17 protein-coding genes are annotated in these 19,704 nt (G+C 69.6%); 6 read left to right on the plus strand and 11 right to left on the minus strand.

Translation table 11 applies throughout. The features are described from left to right. Positions 1-6 precede the first annotated feature (6 nt). On the plus strand, positions 7-465 hold the full coding sequence (gene grpE / locus H2Q94_RS29850) for a nucleotide exchange factor GrpE (protein WP_397545395.1): 459 nt from the start codon (positions 7-9) through the stop codon (positions 463-465). On the opposite strand, the gene H2Q94_RS29855 is transcribed toward grpE, so the two are convergent. Next, positions 422-616: a hypothetical protein gene (locus tag H2Q94_RS29855; RefSeq protein ID WP_243790443.1), complete on the minus strand. Its 195-nt coding sequence runs from the start codon at positions 614-616 to the stop codon at positions 422-424. The two genes, grpE and H2Q94_RS29855, sit on opposite strands and share 44 nt — an antisense overlap. A 698-nt stretch (positions 617-1,314) precedes the next feature. On the opposite strand from H2Q94_RS29855, the gene H2Q94_RS29860 reads away from it, so the two are divergent. Continuing rightward, the gene (locus tag H2Q94_RS29860; RefSeq protein ID WP_243790444.1) at positions 1,315-3,183 is read left to right on the plus strand and encodes a dynamin family protein; all 1,869 of its coding nucleotides are present in this window, start codon (positions 1,315-1,317) and stop codon (positions 3,181-3,183) included. Between the two features lie 248 nt (positions 3,184-3,431). Here H2Q94_RS29860 and H2Q94_RS29865 read toward each other — a convergent pair whose 3' ends face one another. After that, on the minus strand, positions 3,432-4,373 hold the full coding sequence (locus H2Q94_RS29865; protein ID WP_243790445.1) for a quinone oxidoreductase family protein: 942 nt from the start codon (positions 4,371-4,373) through the stop codon (positions 3,432-3,434). Between the two features lie 135 nt (positions 4,374-4,508). On the opposite strand from H2Q94_RS29865, the gene H2Q94_RS29870 reads away from it, so the two are divergent. Both H2Q94_RS29870 and H2Q94_RS29875 read left to right on the plus strand, forming a co-directional pair. Next, positions 4,509-5,228 carry a DUF6802 family protein gene (locus H2Q94_RS29870; RefSeq protein ID WP_243790446.1) on the plus strand — a complete coding sequence of 240 codons (720 nt, stop codon included), beginning with the start codon at positions 4,509-4,511 and terminating at the stop codon, positions 5,226-5,228. 413 nt (positions 5,229-5,641) lie between these two features. Continuing rightward, a complete protein-coding gene (locus tag H2Q94_RS29875; RefSeq protein ID WP_243790447.1) occupies positions 5,642-7,462 on the plus strand; it encodes a phosphoenolpyruvate carboxykinase (GTP) in 1,821 nt (606 codons plus the stop codon). Positions 7,463-7,526: 64 nt separating this feature from the next. On the opposite strand, the gene H2Q94_RS29880 is transcribed toward H2Q94_RS29875, so the two are convergent. Continuing rightward, positions 7,527-8,246 carry a tyrosine-protein phosphatase gene (locus tag H2Q94_RS29880; protein ID WP_243790448.1) on the minus strand — a complete coding sequence of 240 codons (720 nt, stop codon included), beginning with the start codon at positions 8,244-8,246 and terminating at the stop codon, positions 7,527-7,529. Between the two features lie 151 nt (positions 8,247-8,397). On the opposite strand from H2Q94_RS29880, the gene H2Q94_RS29885 reads away from it, so the two are divergent. Continuing rightward, positions 8,398-8,559, plus strand: a complete 162-nt coding sequence (locus tag H2Q94_RS29885; protein WP_243790449.1) for a hypothetical protein — start codon at positions 8,398-8,400, stop codon at positions 8,557-8,559. A 113-nt stretch (positions 8,560-8,672) separates the two neighbouring features. Here the strand turns inward: H2Q94_RS29885 and H2Q94_RS29890 are convergent, their stop codons facing one another. The 3 genes from H2Q94_RS29890 to H2Q94_RS29900 are packed head-to-tail and all read right to left on the minus strand — an operon-like array spanning position 8,673 to position 11,706. Beyond that, positions 8,673-9,491, minus strand: a complete 819-nt coding sequence (locus tag H2Q94_RS29890) for a carbohydrate ABC transporter permease (protein WP_243790450.1) — start codon at positions 9,489-9,491, stop codon at positions 8,673-8,675. Beyond that, entirely contained in the window at positions 9,488-10,387 is a 900-nt protein-coding gene (locus H2Q94_RS29895; RefSeq protein WP_243790451.1) for a carbohydrate ABC transporter permease, read from the minus strand. Before H2Q94_RS29895 ends, H2Q94_RS29890 begins: the two co-directional genes overlap by 4 nt. Then, positions 10,387-11,706 (minus strand): extracellular solute-binding protein, encoded by a 1,320-nt coding sequence (locus H2Q94_RS29900; protein WP_243790452.1) that lies wholly within the window; start codon positions 11,704-11,706, stop codon positions 10,387-10,389. The genes H2Q94_RS29895 and H2Q94_RS29900 overlap by 1 nt, the downstream gene beginning before the upstream one ends. Before the next feature lie 191 nt (positions 11,707-11,897). Between H2Q94_RS29900 and H2Q94_RS29905 the strand changes: the two genes are divergently transcribed. Beyond that, the gene (locus tag H2Q94_RS29905) at positions 11,898-13,112 is read left to right on the plus strand and encodes an ROK family transcriptional regulator (RefSeq protein ID WP_243790453.1); all 1,215 of its coding nucleotides are present in this window, start codon (positions 11,898-11,900) and stop codon (positions 13,110-13,112) included. A gap of 161 nt (positions 13,113-13,273) precedes the next feature. Here the strand turns inward: H2Q94_RS29905 and H2Q94_RS29910 are convergent, their stop codons facing one another. The 5 genes from H2Q94_RS29910 to H2Q94_RS29930 form a co-directional block, all read right to left on the minus strand. Then, a complete protein-coding gene (locus H2Q94_RS29910) occupies positions 13,274-14,161 on the minus strand; it encodes an SGNH/GDSL hydrolase family protein (protein ID WP_243790454.1) in 888 nt (295 codons plus the stop codon). Positions 14,162-14,369: 208 nt separating this feature from the next. Next, positions 14,370-16,646, minus strand: a complete 2,277-nt coding sequence (locus H2Q94_RS29915; protein ID WP_243790455.1) for a bactofilin family protein — start codon at positions 16,644-16,646, stop codon at positions 14,370-14,372. A 255-nt stretch (positions 16,647-16,901) separates the two neighbouring features. Further along, the gene (locus H2Q94_RS29920; protein ID WP_309501098.1) at positions 16,902-17,660 is read right to left on the minus strand and encodes an amino acid ABC transporter ATP-binding protein; all 759 of its coding nucleotides are present in this window, start codon (positions 17,658-17,660) and stop codon (positions 16,902-16,904) included. A gap of 52 nt (positions 17,661-17,712) precedes the next feature. Then, entirely contained in the window at positions 17,713-18,501 is a 789-nt protein-coding gene (locus H2Q94_RS29925; RefSeq protein WP_243796002.1) for an amino acid ABC transporter permease, read from the minus strand. Positions 18,502-18,691: 190 nt separating this feature from the next. Then, complete coding sequence (locus H2Q94_RS29930) at positions 18,692-19,498, minus strand: basic amino acid ABC transporter substrate-binding protein (protein ID WP_243790456.1); 807 nt, start codon at positions 19,496-19,498, stop codon at positions 18,692-18,694. Positions 19,499-19,704: the final 206 nt, after the last annotated feature.

Below are 19,704 nucleotides of genomic sequence, written 5' to 3' on the forward strand. Positions count from 1 at the left end.
TCGGCGGTGCGGGACTGGCTTCGACGGCGATCTTCACCCGATCGTGGAACCGAGCGCGAGGCCACCACGTCGGAACCGGGCGCGGACGAACCCGCGGAGCCGGACGCCGAGTTGGGGGCTGACATGACCGCCGTGCACATCGACCCGCTCGACCGGGCACGCTCGGAACGCGCCACGTTGATCAGATTGTGCTTGTACGCACTGGACCGAGCTCGCAGCAACGGCGTCGCCGAACGGCTCGCGGACGGACTCGACGACATCGGCGTGGCCCGGCTGCGCCCGGACGGGCAGCCGTTCGACCCGGCATGGCACGAAGCGGGCGGCACGGTCCCCACGGATGATCCCGCCTTGGACGGGATCATCGCCGAGACCGAGGTGCTCGGATTCGCCGACCGCGACCAGGTGCTGCGGGCGCCGATCGTCACCGTGTACCAGCTGCGGTCGGGAACATCCGGAACGAGCTGACCCACTGCCGGATGCTCATCCGGTTTCGTTCGGGCCGCGCAGCGGACTCCTGGCGTTCGGTGAGGTCGGGCAGCACGGAGCTGATCGACATCAGGAGCAGGACGGCGAACGCGAGGATCAGGCCGATTGCCGTACCGATGGTGGTGAGCATGTTGTGCCTCCTTGTCGGTGCCTTGGCCGCTGGTTCCGCGGTGTGACATAAGAATCGCCGGTCACCGGGGGTTCGCGGATCAGCCGACAGGCTCGTCGGGCCTACTACCTCTGGTCAGTGCCCTGCCACGGCACACCTGGCCGATCGGCCGAGGCGCACACCCGAATCCCGGCCCCACCCGACTCGGCCCGAACACCCCCTTCAACGGGCGGGAGAGGCAGAAGAGGCACTCACCTGCAACCCGACCTGGCGTGAATCGCGCCTTTGACCAGTAGGAACAGGCGCAGGAGCACGCACCCGAGAGCCGGAGTGAACGGCCCCTTCGACCAGTAGGAGTCGGTGAAGGAGGCATTGACCTGGGTGTCGGTGTGGAGTGGACGGCGCCGTCGACCTTCGGGGCGCTGGAGGGGGATTGACCTCGGCGGGGTGCGGGGGTGCGATCGGAGGTACGGGCTGGGCTGGAGGGCTGCGGCGAACGGGAGCGGTCGCACCGCACGATTAGGTGGTCATCGATCGGCCCGGTGCGACGCCGCGTGCGGCAACCGGGTCATGAGCTGGTCGAGTCGGGTGGACCGCGCGTGAACCCGGCCGCGGCCGGGGATGCGGGCGGTACATTTCACGCCCGCGCCGGATCCCACCGGCTCCAGCGGTGAGATCCGCACCGGCGCGGCACCCGATCCAGTGACAGGAGCGTGCGCATGACTTCGGCCGGCCCGGCGACCGGGGTGCCCGTGGCGGCCACCGCCTTGCCCCAGCAGGTCAAGCAGACCAGGGACAAGCTGTTCGCGCTGTTACGGGAGGCCGCGCCGTCCTCGGCGGACTGGGTGGACGAGGTGCGGCGTTCCCGGCCGCGAGTGCCGAGCGTGGTCGTGGTCGGCGAGACGAACCGGGGCAAGAGTTCCCTGGTGAACGCGCTGATCGACAGCCCTGGACTGTCCCCTGTGGATGCTTCGGTGGCGACGTCGACCTACCTGGAGTTCCGGCACGGTGAACAGTGGCGCGGGATCGCCTGCTATCCGGCCGAGCCGACGCCCGTCGAGTTCACCGTCGACGAGCTGTCGTCCTGGGCCTCCGCGCGCGGAGCGCTGCCCGTCGACTCCCTGCCGCCCCGGCACCTGCGCATCGAGGCACCACTGGACACGCTCACCAAACTGACCATTGTGGACACTCCCGGCGTGGGCGGCCTGGACTCCATCCACGGCGAACTCGCCGCCGAAGCCGCCTCCGCCGCCACCGCCCTGCTGTTCGTCGCCGACGCGTCCGCACCCTTCACCCGCGGCGAACTGGACTTCCTGCACGGCGCGGCGGACCGGGTCGAGACCGTGGTGTTCGCGCTCGCCAAGACCGACCAGCACCGGGGCTGGCGACAGGTGCTGGAGGAGAACCGCAGGCTGCTGGCCGAGCACGCGCCGCGATTCGCGGACCTGCCGATCCACCCGGTCTCGGCGCGGATGCTGGAACTCGCGGCGCAGGCGCCGACCGAGCAGGCCGCCGTCATGCTGCGGGAACGCTCCGGCGTGACCGAGCTGCGTTCCGCGCTGGAACAGCTCGTCGGCGGCCGGGCCGCGATGCTCGGCGAAGCGAACACGATGCGCGCGCTGTCCACCGTGCTCGGCGAGTTGACGGTGCGGCTCGCCGCCGAGCAGCGGGCGCTGACCGTGGGCGAGGACGAAGCCGAGACGCTGCGAGCCCGCCGCGACGAGCTCGCCGCGTCCCGGCGCTCCTCCACTCGCGGCTGGCAGCTGAAGCTGCGCGGGGAGATCCAGCGCACCCGCGTCGAAGCGGGTCACGAGGTGACGCGCCAGATGCGGGAGGTGCAGAGCTGGTTCCGCCGCGCCATCGACACCGCCGAGCACGGCGCGCTCACCGCCCTGCCGCACCAGGTGGACACCGCGCTGCAAATGGTGTCGTCCCGGGTGTCGGCGCTGTTGTCGGCCCGGCTGGCGAAGGTGGCGGAGGTGTCCCTGGCGGAACTGTTCTCCGCCGAGGAACTCGACGTGATCCGCTCCCAGTTCGCCCGCGGCGCCCAGACGCCCATCGCGCTGCGGCCGCCGGACAAGCGCGCACCGACCGCTGAGGACAAGCTGCTGGTGTTCATGGGCATCTCCGGCGGCCTCGGCGTGGGTCGCGCGGCGGCGATGCCGCTGGCCGGGATCGGCGTGGGCGTGCTGAACCCGGTGGTGCTGCCGGTGACGATCGTGCTGGGGCTCGGCGCGGGCTGGTGGATGGCGCGCACCCGCAAGCACGCCGCCGACAAGCAGCACCTCAAGCAGTGGCTCACCGAAGCCATCGCCGACGCGCGATCAGCACTGGACCAGCTGGTGTCCGAGCAGCTCATCGAGGCCGAACAGCAGTTGTCGCTGGCCCTCGACGACGCGCTGGGCAGGCGCATCGAGTCGATCGAGGCGGAGCTGCGAGAGGTCGACAAGGCGCTGAAGATGGACGCCGCCGAACGCAGCCGCCGCTTGCACACCGCCGAGCAGCGCCTGGCCGAGGCCACCTCCGGCCGAGACCGCGCCGAACACCTCCTAGCCGCCATCCGCGGCCTCCGCGACCGTGCTGAGTAAGCCGCGGAGGCTTCCCAGGTCCCGCTAGGAGACCACCAGAATGATCTTTCGTTCTTCTTCTTGTCAGCGGCGAAGCCGATGAGCAGTGACCAGCTTGAGCAAAAGGACCACCGGCGGGTGCTCAGCGGCCTTTTCGCGAGGACAACGATTTCGCCATGTATCGGACATACATCAGAAATCGATCCCGCAGCGAGAAGGTCGCTGAGATTCCGCTACCCGGGCACCTACGCAGGCCACTCCGAAAGGGATCAAGGCAGCAAGATCAGTTTTCCGCCTGGGTGGCCTTCGATCGAGAGGCGATGGGCTTCGGCGGCTTCGGCCAGCGGGAAGGTGCGGGCGATGGGGACTTCGAGCTTCCCGGAGGCCGCGAGCGGCAGCAGCCGCTCCCACGCCTTGCCCCGGATCTCCGTTCCCGGGTCCGCCCCCGGGCCGCCGCCGACGAGCTTGATCCCGTCCTCGCCGCGGTGGAAGGCGGCGGCGCTGACGACCCGATCCGGCGATACGAGCGCCAGCGACGCGTCGATCGCCTCGTCGGTGCCCGAAGCGTCGATCGCCCCGGAGATCCCGTCGGCCGCCGCCGCGCGCACCCGCTCGACCAGCCCGTCGCCGTAGCGCACCGGGGTGATCCCGTAGCCGCGCAGCCACTCGGCGCGCGCCGCACCCGCCGTGCCGACGACCCGCGCGCCCGCGGCCACCGCCAGCTGGGCGGCCAGCACGCCGACCGCGCCGGACGCGCCGTGGACCAGCACCGTCTCGCCGTCCACGTCGCCGAGCAGCGACAGCATGTGCACGGCGGTGCCACCGGCGAGCAGCAGCCCGGCCGCGGCGTCCCAGGACAGCCCGGCCGGTTTCGGCACCGCGTTGCTCGCGCGCACCGTCACCGAACTCGCGTAGGCGCCGGAAGCGGGATGCACCACGACCTCGTCGCCCACCGAGATCGGTCCCGCCTTGCCGGTGGCGTCCTCGCCGACGGCGGTGACCACCCCGGCGAGCTCGTTGCCCACCGGCAGCGGCAACTTGTCCGGGTCCGAGCCGAACGCACCGCTGTAGAGCTTGAAGTCGATCGGATTCACCCCGATCGCGCGAACGTCGACGGTGATCCGGCCCGCGGCGGGCTCGGAAACCTCGGTGTCGACGACGGACAGCACTTCCGGGCCACCGAACGCGGTGGCGACGACCTGTTCAGCCATATCGGTGCGAACGCCCGCGGGCACGGGGATGATTCCCGCCCGTTTCACCCGAGTCGGTACCGGAGCGGAACCGGGCGGCCCTACGCTGCGTCGTAACGCTGAGCCGCGGGAAACGGCCGGAAGTGGGGTCGACAGATGTACATCGAGGAGACCGGCGCGGGAGACGGCGACATCAAGGTCACCGTCGAGGGCGCGGAGTACACCGCCGAGGCGAACTACGACCTCGACGGCGACGGCGTGGACGACACGGTCACGATCCTGACCGACGACGGCCACGTGTCCTACGCCGACGAGGACGCCGACGGGCTGGCCGACGTCATGCGCACGGTCGATTCCCGAGGTGAGGTCGTCGGCCAGGCCCGCTACGACGCGGCCGGGGGCGACTGGGTCGCCGAGCAGCCGCAGCAGCACCCGGGCGAGGGCGACCCGCGCAGGCAGGGCGGCGCGTCGATGGTGATCGACGCCCCTGGCGGCGAGCAGCAGATCGGCCCCGCCACCGAGGACACCGACAACGACGGCCGAGCCGACACCGCCGTGGTGACGACCGAGAACGCGACGTTGCTGGCCACCGACGTGGACGGGGACGGCTCGGCGGATCAGCTGGTGGAGATCGGCAACACCGGCGAGGTCACCATCACCCACCACACCGGCGCCGGTCAGTGGACGGTCGTCGAGCAGGGTCGGCTCGACCAGCAGGGGCAGTACACCCCCGCCCCGCATCCGGTCGCCGGCGCGACGGACGACGCGACCTGGACCTTCGACGACCCGGAGCCGCCGCCGCAGGAGCCGCGGCCGCAGCAGGTCTCGCAGCACCCGCAGGACGTGTGCTCCGATTCGGACGCCGCCTGGAGCTGATCGGCCGAATTCGCCCTATCCGGTGCAATTCGGGTGCCTTTCCGCGCCCGCACGCCGCCCGTCGACGGCCCGCACCGGAGGGCGAGCGGCCATTCGATGGTCGTTGACGCGTTACCTCTCGTTCGCGGCAGTGTCCGCTTCGCCGGAAATCCTTGGTCATCCAGGCGTCCCGGCGCGCGAATTTTCGTCTAGACCTCTGCATCGGCGGGGTACTGAATCGATCCCCTTATCGTTCCTGTGAGAGAACCGACACAGCTGATCTCCATTGCGAGCGCCCGGCACCGTTAACCTCGGTGCATCCCTTTCCATTCCGCCCGTTCTGCGGGTGGGGCGGAGCATTCTCTGAACACGCCGGCGGCACCGCCGTCGGACAGGATTCCGGGCTGTGGCGCCCAGTCAGGAGACACGAAGCGATGACCGCCTTGACCATCCCCGGTCTCGACCAGGCACCGACCCGGCACGCACGCCTGCTGTCGTGGGTGCGCGAGGTCGCCGAGCTGACCACGCCCGATCAGGTGGTGTGGTGTGACGGCTCCCAGCAGGAGTGGACACGGCTGACCGACGAGCTGGTCGAAGCGGGCACCTTCACCCGGCTGGAGAAGAAGCCGAACTCGTTCTGGGCCGCATCCGACCCGAGCGACGTCGCGCGCGTCGAGGAGCGGACCTACATCTGCTCGCAGGAGCGCAAGGACGCGGGCGTGACCAACAACTGGATGCAGCCCGACGAGATGAAAGCGATCATGACCGAGCTCTACCGGGGCTCGATGCGCGGTCGCACCATGTACGTCATCCCGTTCTGCATGGGTCCGCTCGACGCCGAGCAGCCGAAGCTGGGCGTAGAGATCACCGACAGCGCCTACGTGGTGACCTCGATGCACATCATGACGCGGATGGGCGCCAAGGTCCTGGACAAGCTCGGCGACGACGGTGAGTTCGTACCCGCGCTGCACTCCGTGGGCGCCCCGCTGGAGCCGGGTCAGCAGGACGTGCCGTGGCCGTGCAACGACACGAAGTACATCACCCACTTCCCCGAGGAGCGGATGATCTGGAGCTTCGGCTCCGGCTACGGCGGCAACGCGCTGCTGGGCAAGAAGTGCTACTCGCTGCGCATCGCCTCCGCCATGGGCCGCGACGAGGGCTGGCTCGCCGAGCACATGCTGATCCTCAAGCTCACCTCGCCGGAGAACAAGGTCCACTACGTGGCCGCCGCGTTCCCGTCGTCGTGCGGCAAGACGAACCTGGCGATGCTGCAGCCGACCATCCCCGGTTGGAAGGCCGAGACGCTCGGCGACGACATCGCCTGGATGCGCTTCGGCGAGGACGGCCGGCTCTACGCGGTGAACCCGGAGGCCGGGTTCTTCGGCGTCGCCCCCGGCACGGACGAGAACACCAACCCGAACGCGATGCGCACCATCGAGCAGGGCAACACGCTGTTCACCAACGTGGCCCTCACCGATGACAAGGACATCTGGTGGGAGGGCATGGGCGAGGCCCCCGCGCACCTGACGGACTGGAAGCAGCGGGACTGGACGCCGGACTCCGCCGAGAAGGCCGCGCACCCGAACTCCCGGTACTGCACGCCGATGTCGCAGTGCCCGATCCTGGCCGACGAGTGGGACGACCCGCAGGGCGTGCCGATCTCGGCGATCCTGTTCGGCGGCCGCCGCAAGACGACGGTTCCGCTGGTCAACGAGTCGTTCGACTGGCAGCACGGCGTGTTCATGGGCACCACGATGTCCTCGGAGACCACCGCGGCCGCCACCGGCCAGGTCGGCGTGGTCCGCCGCGACCCGATGGCGATGTTGCCGTTCATCGGCTACAACGTCGGCGACTACTTCCAGCACTGGGTGAACATGGGCAAGTCGGCGGACGCGTCGAAGCTGCCCCGGATCTTCTACGTGAACTGGTTCCGCCGCGACGAGTCCGGCAAGAAGATCGTGTGGCCGGGCTTCGGGGAGAACTCCCGCGTGCTGAAGTGGATCGTCGAGCGGATCGAGGGCAACGCCGCCGCCGAGGACACCCCCATCGGCCGGGTGCCCTCCGCCGACCAGATCGACCTGTCCGGCCTGGACACCTCGCGCGACGACGTCGACATCGCCCTGAACGTGGACGTCGACGAGTGGAAGGCCGAGATCCCGCTGATCGAGGAGTGGTTCGCGACCATCGGCGACGACCTGCCGAGCTCCATCCAGGACGAGTTCGACGCGCTCAAGCAGCGCCTCGGTGTCTCCTGACGCAGCACCGCACTTGAGAAGGGCCGCCGCGGAACTCCCGTGGGCGGCCTTTTTCGTGCGCGAATCAGGCCACCGGTTCCAGCAGGCGGTCGCGGGCGGCGGTGAGGTCGTCCGCGGTGAGGCCCGCGTCGAGCAGGTAGGCGTTGATGTCGATCTCGGTGGCGGCTCGCATTGCGTTCTCGGTGGAGCTGCCCAGGTCGGCCAGCGCCGCCTCGATGATCGGTTCCTGGTCGTCGGCGCCCAGCTTCGCCCACAGCGGTCGCAGGCGTTCGTGGCTGAGCAGGTGGTCGGCGAGGATCTCCGCCGGTCCTACGCCTGCGATGAGCAGCAACAGCAGCACTGCGATCCCCGTGCGGTCCCGGCCCGCGTGGCAGTGCACCAGCACGCCCCCTTCGGGCGCGCGGGCGAAGGTCCGCACGAGCTCGACGGCGCGCTGCGGGTGGCGGTCGAGGAACGGGCGGTAGTACAGCGGCGTGCCGTGCAGGCCGCGGCCCCAGTACGCCCAGAACTCGGTGTCCTCCGTCGGGTCCATCCGGATGTTCTTCGTGGTGAGCTCCGGTGGGCGGGGCGCGAGGTCCGGGCGGGTGTCCTCGCCGGTGAGGTCGATGATCGTGCGGATTCCGTGGGCGTGCACCTGAGCCCAGCCCGTCTCGGTCAGGTATTCCGGAGTCGCCGAGCGCACCAGTGCGCCGCGCCTGATCGTCCGTCCGTCGACAGTGGTCGTCGCGCCGAGGTCGCGGACGTTGAACGCGCCGTCCCACGGCAGATCTCGATTCGCGGTCATGTTCCTCGGACGTCCATCGGCAGGTCGGGGTTGGCGGCCATTCGCGCGTTTCCCGGCGAATCCCCGAAAATTCGGCGACAGAACGGAACCCGGCGGGCACGCTGAGCGTCTTACGGGAACAACGGATCACAAGAAGAAGAGGAGGTGTGTCATGGCAGGTGCGGCGCTACTGGTGCTGGCGGTATTCGCGATCGTGGCGGTTCTGCTCGCACCGGACCGAGAGGACGACGAACCGAGCGTGAAGATTCCCGCCCCCCGCGCGGAAGATCAGAACGATCTCCCGGTCGCGGCGAACGAAAAGGAACATGCCTGATGAACGACGCTCCGAGAAGCTTGGGGGCAGCGGGAGAACGAGCGGCGAGTGGAGATCATTCCCTCGCCGCTCGTTCCATTCCGCTCCCGCACTTCGTCAGGTGACCGATCAGGTCATTTGATCGCCCCCGTGAGTGTGAAAGCGCCACCGAGGGACCGCGAGACCATCAGGTACAGCGCGATCACCGGCGCCGTGTAGAGGATCGAATAGGCCGCGAGCTGCCCGTAAGCGATCAAGCCGCCCTGGCCGAAGAACGCGAACACCCCCACCGCGGCCGGTTGTTTCGCCGGATCCAGCAGCAGCACGAACGGCACGAAGAAGTTGCCCCAGGCGTTGATGAACGTGAAGATCCCGACGACGCTCAGTCCGGGCACGATCAGCGGCAGCACCACCGAACGCAGCGCTTGCAGCGCCGAGGCCCCGTCCACCCAGGCCGCCTCCTCCAGGCTGATCGGCACGCCGTCCATGAAGTTCTTCGTCATCCAGATCGCCACCGGCAACGAGGTCGCGGCCAGGAACAACGTGGTGCCCAGCATCGAATCGACCAGGTCGAACCGCACGAACATGCTGTAGACCGGCACCATCACGGCCGTGATCGGCAGGCCGGTCGCGAACAGCACGGTGTAGAGGAACGGCCGCCGGAACCGCAGCCGATAACGCGACAGCGGATAGGCGCACAGCACCGCGGCCAGCACCGAGATCATCGCCGCGCCGCCCGAGAGCAGCAGCCCGTTCCACAGTGGACGGATACTGGTCTCCCAGTTGAGCACCTGCCCGAAGTTGTCCAGCGTGAACCGGCCCGGCACCGCCGCCGCCAGCGGCGCCTCCGCGTCGAACGCCGCCGTCAACAGCCACAGCAGCGGCGCCGCGAACAGCAGCGCGATCCCGCACAGCAATGCTCCGACCAGCTTCGACGAGGCCCGGCGGCTCATACCTCCTCCCGCAGCGTCCGGGCGTAGATCACGGCGAACAACGCGCCGACCGCCAGCAGCACCAGCGAGATCGTGGCGCCGTAGCCGATCTCGTCCAGCTCGAACGCCTCGTCGTACATCAGCAGCGGCAGGGTCTGCGTCGCGTCGCCCGGCCCGCCCGCGGTGAGCACGTAGATCAAGGTGAACACCCCCAGCGTCTGCAAGGTCACCAGCATCAGGTTCGTGAGCACCGAGCGCCGGATCATCGGCAGCGTGACGTGCCAGAACCGGCGCAGCGCGCCCGCGCCGTCGACCTCGGCGGCCTCCGCCAGCTCCGTCGGCACCTCCGAGAGCGCCGCCTGGTAGACCAGCATCGAGAAAGCCGTGCCACGCCACACGTTCCCCAAGATCACCGCCAGCAACGGCGCGCTGTAGAGCCACTCCTGCTCCATCCCCAGCCCGCCGAGCAGCGCGTTCAGCGTGCCCTCCGGGTTGAGGAACGCGTACAGCGCGAACGCCGCCACCAGTTCCGGCAGCACCCACGCCGACACCACGGCGACGCCGACGGTGTTGCGCAGCAGGCGATTCCGATTCCGGCTGAGCACCGCGATCAGCAGCCCCAGCCCGTTCTGCCCGATCACGGCCGAACCGACCGTGAACACCACGGTCACCCACGCCGAGTGCCACAACGCCGGATCGGCGAACAAGCGGCGGAAGTTCTCCAGCCCGACGAACTCCGGCGACGTCGCCGCCGCCCCGGTCAGCGCCGCGTTGGTGAACGAGACGTAGACGCTCCACAGGATCGGGCCTGCCACGAACAGGCCGAGCAGCAGCACCGCGGGCGCCATCGGCAGCAGCCGGCGCGACACCGCCGCACTGCGCCGGGAGATGTCGGGCCGAGGCACCGCGGCGGTCATCAGCCGCCCCGAGTGTTGGCCGGTTCGACGATGCGCCGCACCTGCTCGGCCCACCGCTGCGAGACCTCCGTCGGTTCGCCGCCGCCGACGACGTCCAGCACGGACTGCTGGATCTCCTCGGACACCTTCGGATACTCCGGCAGCGTGGGCCGGTAGTGCGTGTTCTCCAGCAGTCCCAGCCAGAATCCGGCCAGCGGGTTCGCTTCGGCGATGCGCGGGTCGACCGCCGAGTCCTCCCGCGAAGGGAGATTTCCGGAGGACAGCGCGTATTCGGTGATGTTGTCCCGGTTCAGCGCGAGCTTGACGAACTCGAACGCGTCGTCCTGCTTCGTCCCGGAGGAGCTCAGCGCCAGCGTCCAACCGCCGGACATCGACACGGTGCCGCCGCCGTCGCGGGCGGGCATCGGAGCCGCCGCCATCGTCGACGCCCAGTCCCGCCAGCCCGCGGCTTCCCATTGTCCGGCGGCGAAACTGCCGTCCAGTCGCATCGCGACCTTGCCCTGCCTGGTCAGGTCGTCGCGGAGCTTCTTGTCGTACTGGGCGTCGGCGATCTGCGCCTTGCTCTGCGTCAGGCCCTCGTGGACGGCGGTGGACACGAAGCCCAGCGCCTCGGCGAAGCCGCGGTTCGGCGCGATCCACTTGCCGTCGTGCAGGGTTCCCGTCTCGGTGCCGTAGAGCAGCATCTCGACGGTCTGCATGCTCACCGCCTCGCCCTCCGCCTTGCCCAGCGGCATGTCGAGTCCGATCACGTCCGGAAATCGCTGCTTGACCTGGCGCGCGGCGTCCAGCACCGCGTTCCAGTCGCGCGGTTTCCAGTCGGCGGGCAACCCGGCCTGGGTGAACAGGTCGCGGTTGAACCAGATCCCGCGCGAGTCGGTGTCCAGCGGAACGCCGTAGGTGCGGCCGTCGGCCGCGCGACCGGCCTGCTTGGTGGTGTCGATGAACCGGTCCCAGTCCGGCCAGTTCGCCAGCCGCTCGTCCAGCGGGGCCAGGTAGCCGGCCTCGACATCGGAGTTGATCGTGAAGCTGTCCTCGTAGAGCACGTCCGGCGCCGTCGAAGGCGACCGCATCCGCAGTTGCAGCTTGGAGAGGTACTCGCCCTCGGGCGCCACCACCGGGTCGAGCGCGACCCGCTTGCCCGGATGAGCCTGCTCGTACTGCTGCTTCACCCGCTGCATCAAGGTGTCGACCTGTGTCGTGTTGCCGTAGCGGTGGTAGGTCACGTTGATCGTGTTCGGATCATCGGCCACTCCGCCGCCGCAGCCCGCCACGGCCAGCAGGGCGGCGGTCAGGACTACGGGTAATCGCCAGCGACGCATCGATCCTCCCCGGTGAGGAACTCGTCTCGGAACCGTCGCGGCCGCCCCGGCGGGGCCGGCCGATCTTCGATGAGCTGCGCGACGCCCTGACCCACTCGGCGCTTGCGCCCGGTGTGAGATCAGGATCACACTGCACCGTAATTCCATTCGATGAAGCAAGTCAACGACACGAGCGCCTCGGGAGCCCCCGCATGAAGCAGGAGTTCTGGCAGGGCACCAACCTTCCCAGGGTGGGCGGGTTCAACCGCGCCGTCGTGCTCGACGCGATCCGCGCGAACGGCGGCGTCAGCCGCGTAGAACTGGCCCGCAGAACCGGGCTCACCGCGCAGACCATGTCGAACATCGTGCGGGCGTTGATGGCCGACGGCCTCGTCGCCGAGGACGGGCACGCGCCCTCCACCGGCGGGAAGCGCCGGGTGATGCTGCGCGTCGTCGCCGACGCCTACCAGTCGGTGGGCCTGCACCTCGACCCGGAACGGATCACCGGCGTGCTGCTGGACCTCGACGGGAGGGTCAGGTTGCGCAACACCCGGCGGGTCGCCGAGGGCGCCTCACCGGAGGCCGTCGTCGGCGCGCTCACCCGCACCGTCCACCACCTGGTGCGGCGGTCCGAAGCGGGCGACGGGCGAGTGCTCGGCGTCGGCCTGGCCGTGCCGGGACCGCTGGACGATACCCACCGCCGCGTGTTCAGCCCGCCGAACCTGCCCGGCTGGGCCGAGGTTCCGCTGGCCGACATGGTGCAGGAGCGGGCCGGGCTGCCGGTGGTCATGGACAACGACGCGACGGCCGCCGCCATCGGAGAGCGCTGGGCGGGAGGCGTGGAGCGCGCGGGCTCGTTCGTCTACGTCTACCTCGGGTCCGGAGTGGGCGTCGGCGTCGTGCTCGGCGACCAGGTGTACCGGGGGATCAGCAACAACGCGGGCGAAATCGGGCACCTGCCCACCGGCACCGGCAAGGAGTGCGCCTGCGGCAAGCGGGGCTGCCTGGAGGCGTACTGCTCGATGCGGGCCGTCGTCGCCGAGTGGACGGCCGCCGGTGGTGACGGCGCGGGCGCCCCGGTTTCCGATGTGTACCAACGGATCTGCCGGGACGCCGCGCAGGGCGACATCGCTGCGGCGCGGCTGCTGCGGCAGGCGGCGAGCAGGCTCGGGCAGACGCTGGCGACGGTGGTCAGCGTGCTCGACGTGGACCGCGTGGTGCTCGGCGGACCGGCGCTGCGGCACGCGGGGGAGATCATCCGGGAGCGGGTGCGCAAGGCGCTGCACGCTCAGGTGTGGGCGGCGCGAGTACGTCCCGTCGAAGTGCACTCGGCGCTGATCGGTGAGGATGCCGGCGCGGTGGGAGCGGCTTCGCTGGTGCTGGACCACGCCTATTCGCCGCGGCTGGCGACGCTGCTCGGCGGGTGAGCGCGCCCGGGCGAACCGGATGCCTCGGCCGGGCGGGCGCCACGGCACGGGAACCCGCGACGACGAACGGCCCGTTCGCCGCAGTGGTTCGGGCGAACGGGCCGCTCAATCCTGACCCCGTTCCTGGGCACCGGGGCGGGGCCAGGCGTTCTCGTCGCGGGTCAGGCCGCGTCGTCGGCGGGCGCGCGCAGGGAGTTCTCGTCCACGGCTTCGGCTACGGCGTGCCCGAAGGCGGCCATGCCACGAGCGTTGGGGTGCAGCGGGGCGGCCACCGAGGTCGGCAGCACGCCTTCGAGGTACTTGTCCTGCGGCGCGGCGCACACGTCGTGACCCTTGCTGATCGCGCCGAGATCGACGAACTCGGCGCCGTGCCCGACGGCGCGGTCCCGCAGCAGCTCGCTCAACTCGTCCACTTTGGACTGAATGTAGTCGGCGTCGCGTCCCCAGATCGGCTCCTTCGGGTAGCAACCGCCGGGACGGATGTAGGTGCCGTAGCCCGTGACCACCACGTCCGCGTTCGGCGCCCGCTCGGTGATGCCGTCGAGCGTCGCGTCGAAGTCGTCGCCGATCGCGGCGATCCTGGCCGACAGCTCGTCGCGGCCGCCCGCGGTGAAGTCGTCGGCGCAGGACTTCCCGAACGGCTCCGGGAAGGCGTTCAGGCAACTCACCGCCGCCCGCACCAGGCCGATGTCGTTGCCGCCGATGGCGAGGGTGACCAGGTCGGTGGCCGTGCTGAGCGCGTCGAACTGCGGCGGCACGAAACCGTGCTGGCTGCCGGTGAAGTCCGCGATCTTCGCTCCGGTGCAGGTCGCGTCGGTGAGCCGCGCGCCGAGCGCTTCGGCGGCGACGTGCGGGTAGTTCCCCGACGAGCGCAGGCAGGCGAGATTCGGATCCGGCCGCCCCGGGACCAGCGGCCCGGAAGCGTTGGAATCGCCGAGCGCGACGTAGTCCAGCGGCTCGGCCGCAACGGCCGCCGGCGACAGCGCGCAGGAAGCCGCCACCGCGAGCGCCGCACCCCACCGCAGCACCGGCCGACGCCGCACGTCCACATAGGACTCATCGGCCGACCTGGAGCCGCCCGAGCGTCGGTGGCGAGCGGGACGGTCCGGGCGAAAATCCACGGTGACCTCCGAAAAAGGCGATCGGGCCACCTTGATTTAGCACACCCGGAGGCAGTCTCCCTCCGCCATTCGCGCGGACATGCCCACGATCAACACTTCGAGTGACGACCATTCAGAGCAGCGGCGCCCGTCGAGCTCAGCGTTCCTCGCGGCGCAGCGCGCGCGTGATGCCGGCGGCCACCGTGGTGGCCAGAATCCAGCCGACCGCGATGAGCACCACGGTGATCCACTGGGAGTGCCCGTCGGCCCGCCACATCACGTCGTGACCGAGGTTGATGATCGGCACCAGCTGATCCACCGTGTACAGGAACGGGTTCCAGACCGGGTGGTCCTCCTCGTTGATGGGCTGCAGCTCGTGAAAGCTGAACCACGCCGAGCCGCCCACGGCGAACGCCAGCAACCACAACAACGCCCGCAGCGGCCGGTAGCCGTACGCCACGGTGCTGCGCTGCAGCATGCTCCACAGCCGCACCGGCGGACGCAGCAGCACCGGCGACGCCCCGGCCAGCGCCTGGTACCGGCGGCGCTGCTTCTCGATCAGCACCGTCACGGCGTGCTCCTCGTTGCCGCTGTCGCGGAACACCGTCGCGAGCTGGTCGTACGGCCCCGGCTGGTACCGCCCGGAGGTGCTGCGCAGCCACGCCAGCCGTTCCCGCACCCGCCCGCCGTCGGTGGGTTCGATGGGGTGGGTGAGGTTGTAGTAGGTGAAGTCCTCCACGTCGACGCCACCGGCCGCATCCCAGGTGTTCGCGTTGTCCGCGAGCAGCTCGCACTGCGCCTGGCGCAGCACCACCCGTCCCAGCGGCGGCTCCGAGGGGAGCAGCGTCAGTTCCTGCGCCACCAGCCCGAACGCGTTGAACGCGTTGGTGGAGCTGCCGTCGCCGAGCAGGCAGCCCCAGAAGTTGGCGGCCCGGCCGATGACCGCGCGCCGCAGCTGCACCTCGCCCTCCGCGCGGAACGGGCGGATCCCCTCCGCGCACACCAGGTCCCGCCCGATGTTCGCGGCTCGCAGGTCCAAAGAGGACTTGTAGGAGTTCCGGTGCCGGTGCCACGCGGGTTTGAGCAGCTGCGCCGAGCGCAGGTCCACGTTGGCGCCGATGTTCGCGCCCTGGAGCTGCAACGTGCCGTAGATGTCGGCCTCGCGGCAGTCGAAGTTGCTGCCGACCTGAATCCGGTTGGCCTGCAACGTGTCCGTGCGCGGCCCGGACAGGCTCGCCCTGGTGAGCTGGAAGCTGCCGTGCACGTTCACGTCCACCATGCGCATCTGCCCGTGCAGCATCGCGCCCGCGGCTTCCAGGTTGCCGAGGATCTCGGTGCCGTCGAGGTGGATGGCGCGCATCGGCTTCTCCACCGAGGCCGACGGGGATCGCGACCAGCCCAGGTCGATCTGCGCACCCGCCATCCGCAAATCGCCGCCGATCTTGCTGCTGACCAGGCGGATCGTGCCGCCGCTGCGGAAACCCTGGTCGAGCTGCACGTCGCCGCGCACTTCCCCGCGGTCCAGCAGCAGCGTGCTGATCGGGTCGTCGTGCTGGGACTCGCCGCGCTTCGGCGGGCTCACGCCGGGTTCCAGCACGGCGTCGCGCAGCCGCACGTCACCTTCGATGTGCGCGCTCGGCAGGTACAGCAGCCCGGCCACGCTGAACGGGCTGCCGCTGATCGGGTCGACGTCGCCGCGGAAGCTGCCGCCGATCTGGATTCCGTTCGCGTTGATCGCGGTACGGCCCCGGTTCCGCAGGGCGCCGCCGGAGAAGTTGAGGTTGCCGCCGATCTTCACGCCCGGAATCCGCACCTCGCCCGCGACCTTCAACCGCAGGCCCAGCATCGCCCCGGCGATCTCCAGCCGGTCCGCGTAGATCGCGCGCCCACCGGGGTTGCGCAGCTCGGAGTCGTTGAGCAGCAGCGAACCGCCGAGCTGGGCGTCGGCGAGATCCACGATGCCGCCGACGCTCGTGCAGTTGCGCAGCACCGTGTCGTGGCTGGTGCGCAGGTTCCGCCCGTTGAGGCCGGGGAAGCGGCAGTTCCACAGCACCAGCCCGGCGAGCGTGGCCTGGCGCAGGTCGGGCCGCATGTCGAAGCGGCAGCGCACGAATTCCAGCAGGTACGGCAGTTCCGCCGCCCGCAGGTCCAATCTTCCGGTGATCACCGCGTCCTCGATGCGCACCACGGGCTGCTGCCCGCCGCGACGCCAGAACGCGCGCCAGCCCTGTTCGTCCGGCGACTCGACCAGTTTCCGCGTCAGGTACTCGCCGCGGATCTCGCGGTCCGGGTCGAACATGTCGGCATGCACGTCGAGCGGGACGACCGGACCATCCGGTCGGCGGCCCCACGCTCTTCCCTGGCCGAGCAGCTCGTCGAGTCGCTGCTCGGCGGCGGTCGGCGCCCCGATGTTGTCCCACGGCCTGTTCGGCACGATCCTGCCCCCGACATCGATCCGGCGAACTACACGCAGCGTAGTAGATCAACTACCACCGACAGCTCAGACGCGTGAACTCAGCTTGAGGTTGCGACGGGCTCACGGGACACCGCCGAGGGAGCGCACTCGAATGCGCACGACGCCGCGCGAAACCACCGAACGTCCGAACTGGACTACGCCACCGGAGTCGCCACCGACCATGTCGCACGACTCGCCGCGAAAGCCCCGACTACGCACCGCATCCGGGGGAGGTCAGTCCTTCGGGCCGGCGTGGGTGGGGTTGAGAACGCGGGAGAGGAAGGTGCGGGTGCGTTCCTCCTTGGGATTCCCGATGACATCGGCGGGCGGGCCTTGCTCGACGACCGCGCCGCCGTCCATGAACAGCACGCGGTCGGCGACCTCCCGGGCGAACTGCATCTCGTGCGTGACCACGAGCATCGTCATGCCTTCGTCGGCCAGTCCGCGCATCACGCCGAGCACGTCACCGACGAGTTCCGGGTCCAATGCGGACGTGGGTTCGTCGAACAGCATCACGTTCGGGTTCATCGACAGCGCCCGCGCGATCGCGACCCGCTGCTGCTGTCCGCCGGAGAGCTGCGCGGGCATCGAGTCCGCCTTCTCCGCGAGCCCCACCCGGTCCAGGTTCTCCCGCGCGACGCGGTCGGCTTCGGCGCGGTCGCGGCGCAGCACCTTGCGCTGCGCCACCGTCAGGTTCTCCAGCACCGTCAGGTGCGAGAACAGGTTGAAGCCCTGGAACACCATGCCGATGTGCCTGCGCGCCGCGTCCAAGTCGGTGTCCGGGTCGGTCACCTCGACGCCGTCCACCGCGATGCGGCCCTTCGTGGGCTGCTCCAGCAGGTTCACGCAGCGCAGCAAGGTGGACTTCCCGGAACCGGACGGACCGATCACGCACACCACTTCGCCGCGCCCCACCGTCAGGTCGATGCCGCGCAGCACCTCCAGGGAGCCGAACGACTTGTCCAGCCCGGAAATCTCGATCATCGCGCTCATCCGGCGTTCCTCACTGCGTCGGTCGTGGGTTTCGAGTGCTTCGCGGAACCGGTCACTTGCTGCGGGCGCCCCCGCCGTAGCGGCGCTCCAACCGGCTCGACAACCTCGACAACGGGATCGTGATGATCAGGTAGCAGAGCCCGGCGAGCAGGATCGGCGTCAACGACTGGTACTGGATCAACGCGCCGCGACCGAACTTCGACAGCTCGTACTGCGCGGCCGACAGCCCCAGCAGGTAGATCAGCGAGGAGTCCTTGGTGAGCAGGATCAGCTCGTTCGTCAACGGCGGCAGGATGATCCGGAACGCCTGCGGCATCACGACCGTGACCATCGTGCGCGCCGAGGACATGCCCAGCGACCGCGCGGCCTCCACCTGCCCCTTCGGCACCGCCTGCACACCGGCGCGGATCGTCTCGGCCATGTAGGCCGCGCCGACCAGGCCCAGGCTCAGCATCACCGTGGAGTAGATGTCGAAGACCAGCTGGAACGCGATCGGCACGCCGTAGCCGAGCGCGATGAACACCAGCAGCGCGGGCACCCCGCGGAAGAACTCGACGTAGATCGTCGCGATCCACCGGTACGGCGCCACCGAGGACAACCGCATCAGCGCCAGCACCACGCCCAGCACCAGGCCGAAGCCGAACCCGAGCGCGGTGTAGACGATGGTGTTGAGCAGCGCCGAAGTGATGATGTCGGGGAACTGCGCGAGGGCGACGTCGACGTTGAAGAACGCCTTCGCGATCTTGCCCCAGTCGGCGAACAGCGCGGCGAACAGAATCACCGCCACGAGGACCGCGTACTGCACTCCGCGGATCACGCGGGTGCGCTGCCGCTTGCTCATCCGCGGCTTCGCGGGCGTTGCGGTGTCCGTTGTAGCCATTCCTCAACTCTCCCCGGCCAGATGCCGCCGATTTCCTCAGAGCCTTGCAGGTGATCGCGTCGCCGCGCGGGGATTCGGCCGTGTTCGACGCCGGTGCCCGCGCAGCAGCCGGGGCCGGGGCCTGCGCGGCACCCGGCCCCGGCTCGGGCCGTCACGGGTTGTTCGGGGCCTGGCCGAACCACTTCTGGTAGATCCGGTCGTACTCACCGGACTCCTGCGCCTTGCGCAACGACTCGTTGATCTTCTCGGCGAGCCCGACGTTGCCCTTCTGAACGCCGATGCCGTAGGCCTCACCGGTGCTGTACTCGGCGGTGACCTCGGTGTCCGGGTTCTTCTTCGCGAAGTCGAGCACCACGCCGTTGTCGTTGATCGCGGCGTCGACCTTGCCGGACTGCACGGCGTTCTGCATCAACGCGACGTCCTCGAACTGGACGATCTCGTAGCCGTGCGCGGCCTTGTGCTCGGTCGCGTACTCCTCGCCGGTGGTGCCCAGCTGCACGCCGAGCTTCTTGCCGCGCAGCTCGGCCAAGTCCTGGTGCGGGGCCTTCTTGGTGACCAGCAACGCCTGCTTCGCGTCGAAGTACGGGTCGGAGAAGTCCATGTTCTGCTTGCGCGTGTCGGTGATCGTCATCGCGGCCGCCGCGACGTCGCACTTGCGCGTGTTGAGCGCCTCGCCGGACTGGATGCCCTCGAACGGCGTGTCGAAGAGCTCCTGCTGCAGCCCCAGGTCGCGGGCCACCAGGTCGACGAGCTCCACGTCGAAGCCGACGGTCGTGCCGTTCTCGTCGAACTGGAACGGCGGGTACGGCAGGTGCGTGCAGGTCGTGAGCTTGCCGGGTTCTTTGAACTGCAATTCGCCGTCGGCGCCGACCGGCGCGATGGACTGCGCGCAGCCCGCCGCGGCCAGCGCCAGCGCGGGCAGCAGTGCGAGAGCTCTCCAGGTGGTCCGACACGCCACGATGTCACTCCTAGTAGGTGAGAACGCGAGTGCTGAGATAGTGCCACCCGAATGGGCGCAAATCCCGACTCGTGATGTTGCGAAGCTGTCAAATTTGCTGAAGGCCGCGGCGGAACCCCCCGTTGAGCCCCGCATCCCACCCGGCGAGATGTTGCGCGAGCCGTGTCGTCCACGATCGGTTCCCGCACGTCCCGGTCGAGCAGAGG

This window comes from Saccharopolyspora gloriosae (assembly GCF_022828475.1).
GTDB classification, from domain to species: Bacteria; Actinomycetota; Actinomycetes; order Mycobacteriales; family Pseudonocardiaceae; genus Saccharopolyspora_C; species Saccharopolyspora_C gloriosae_A.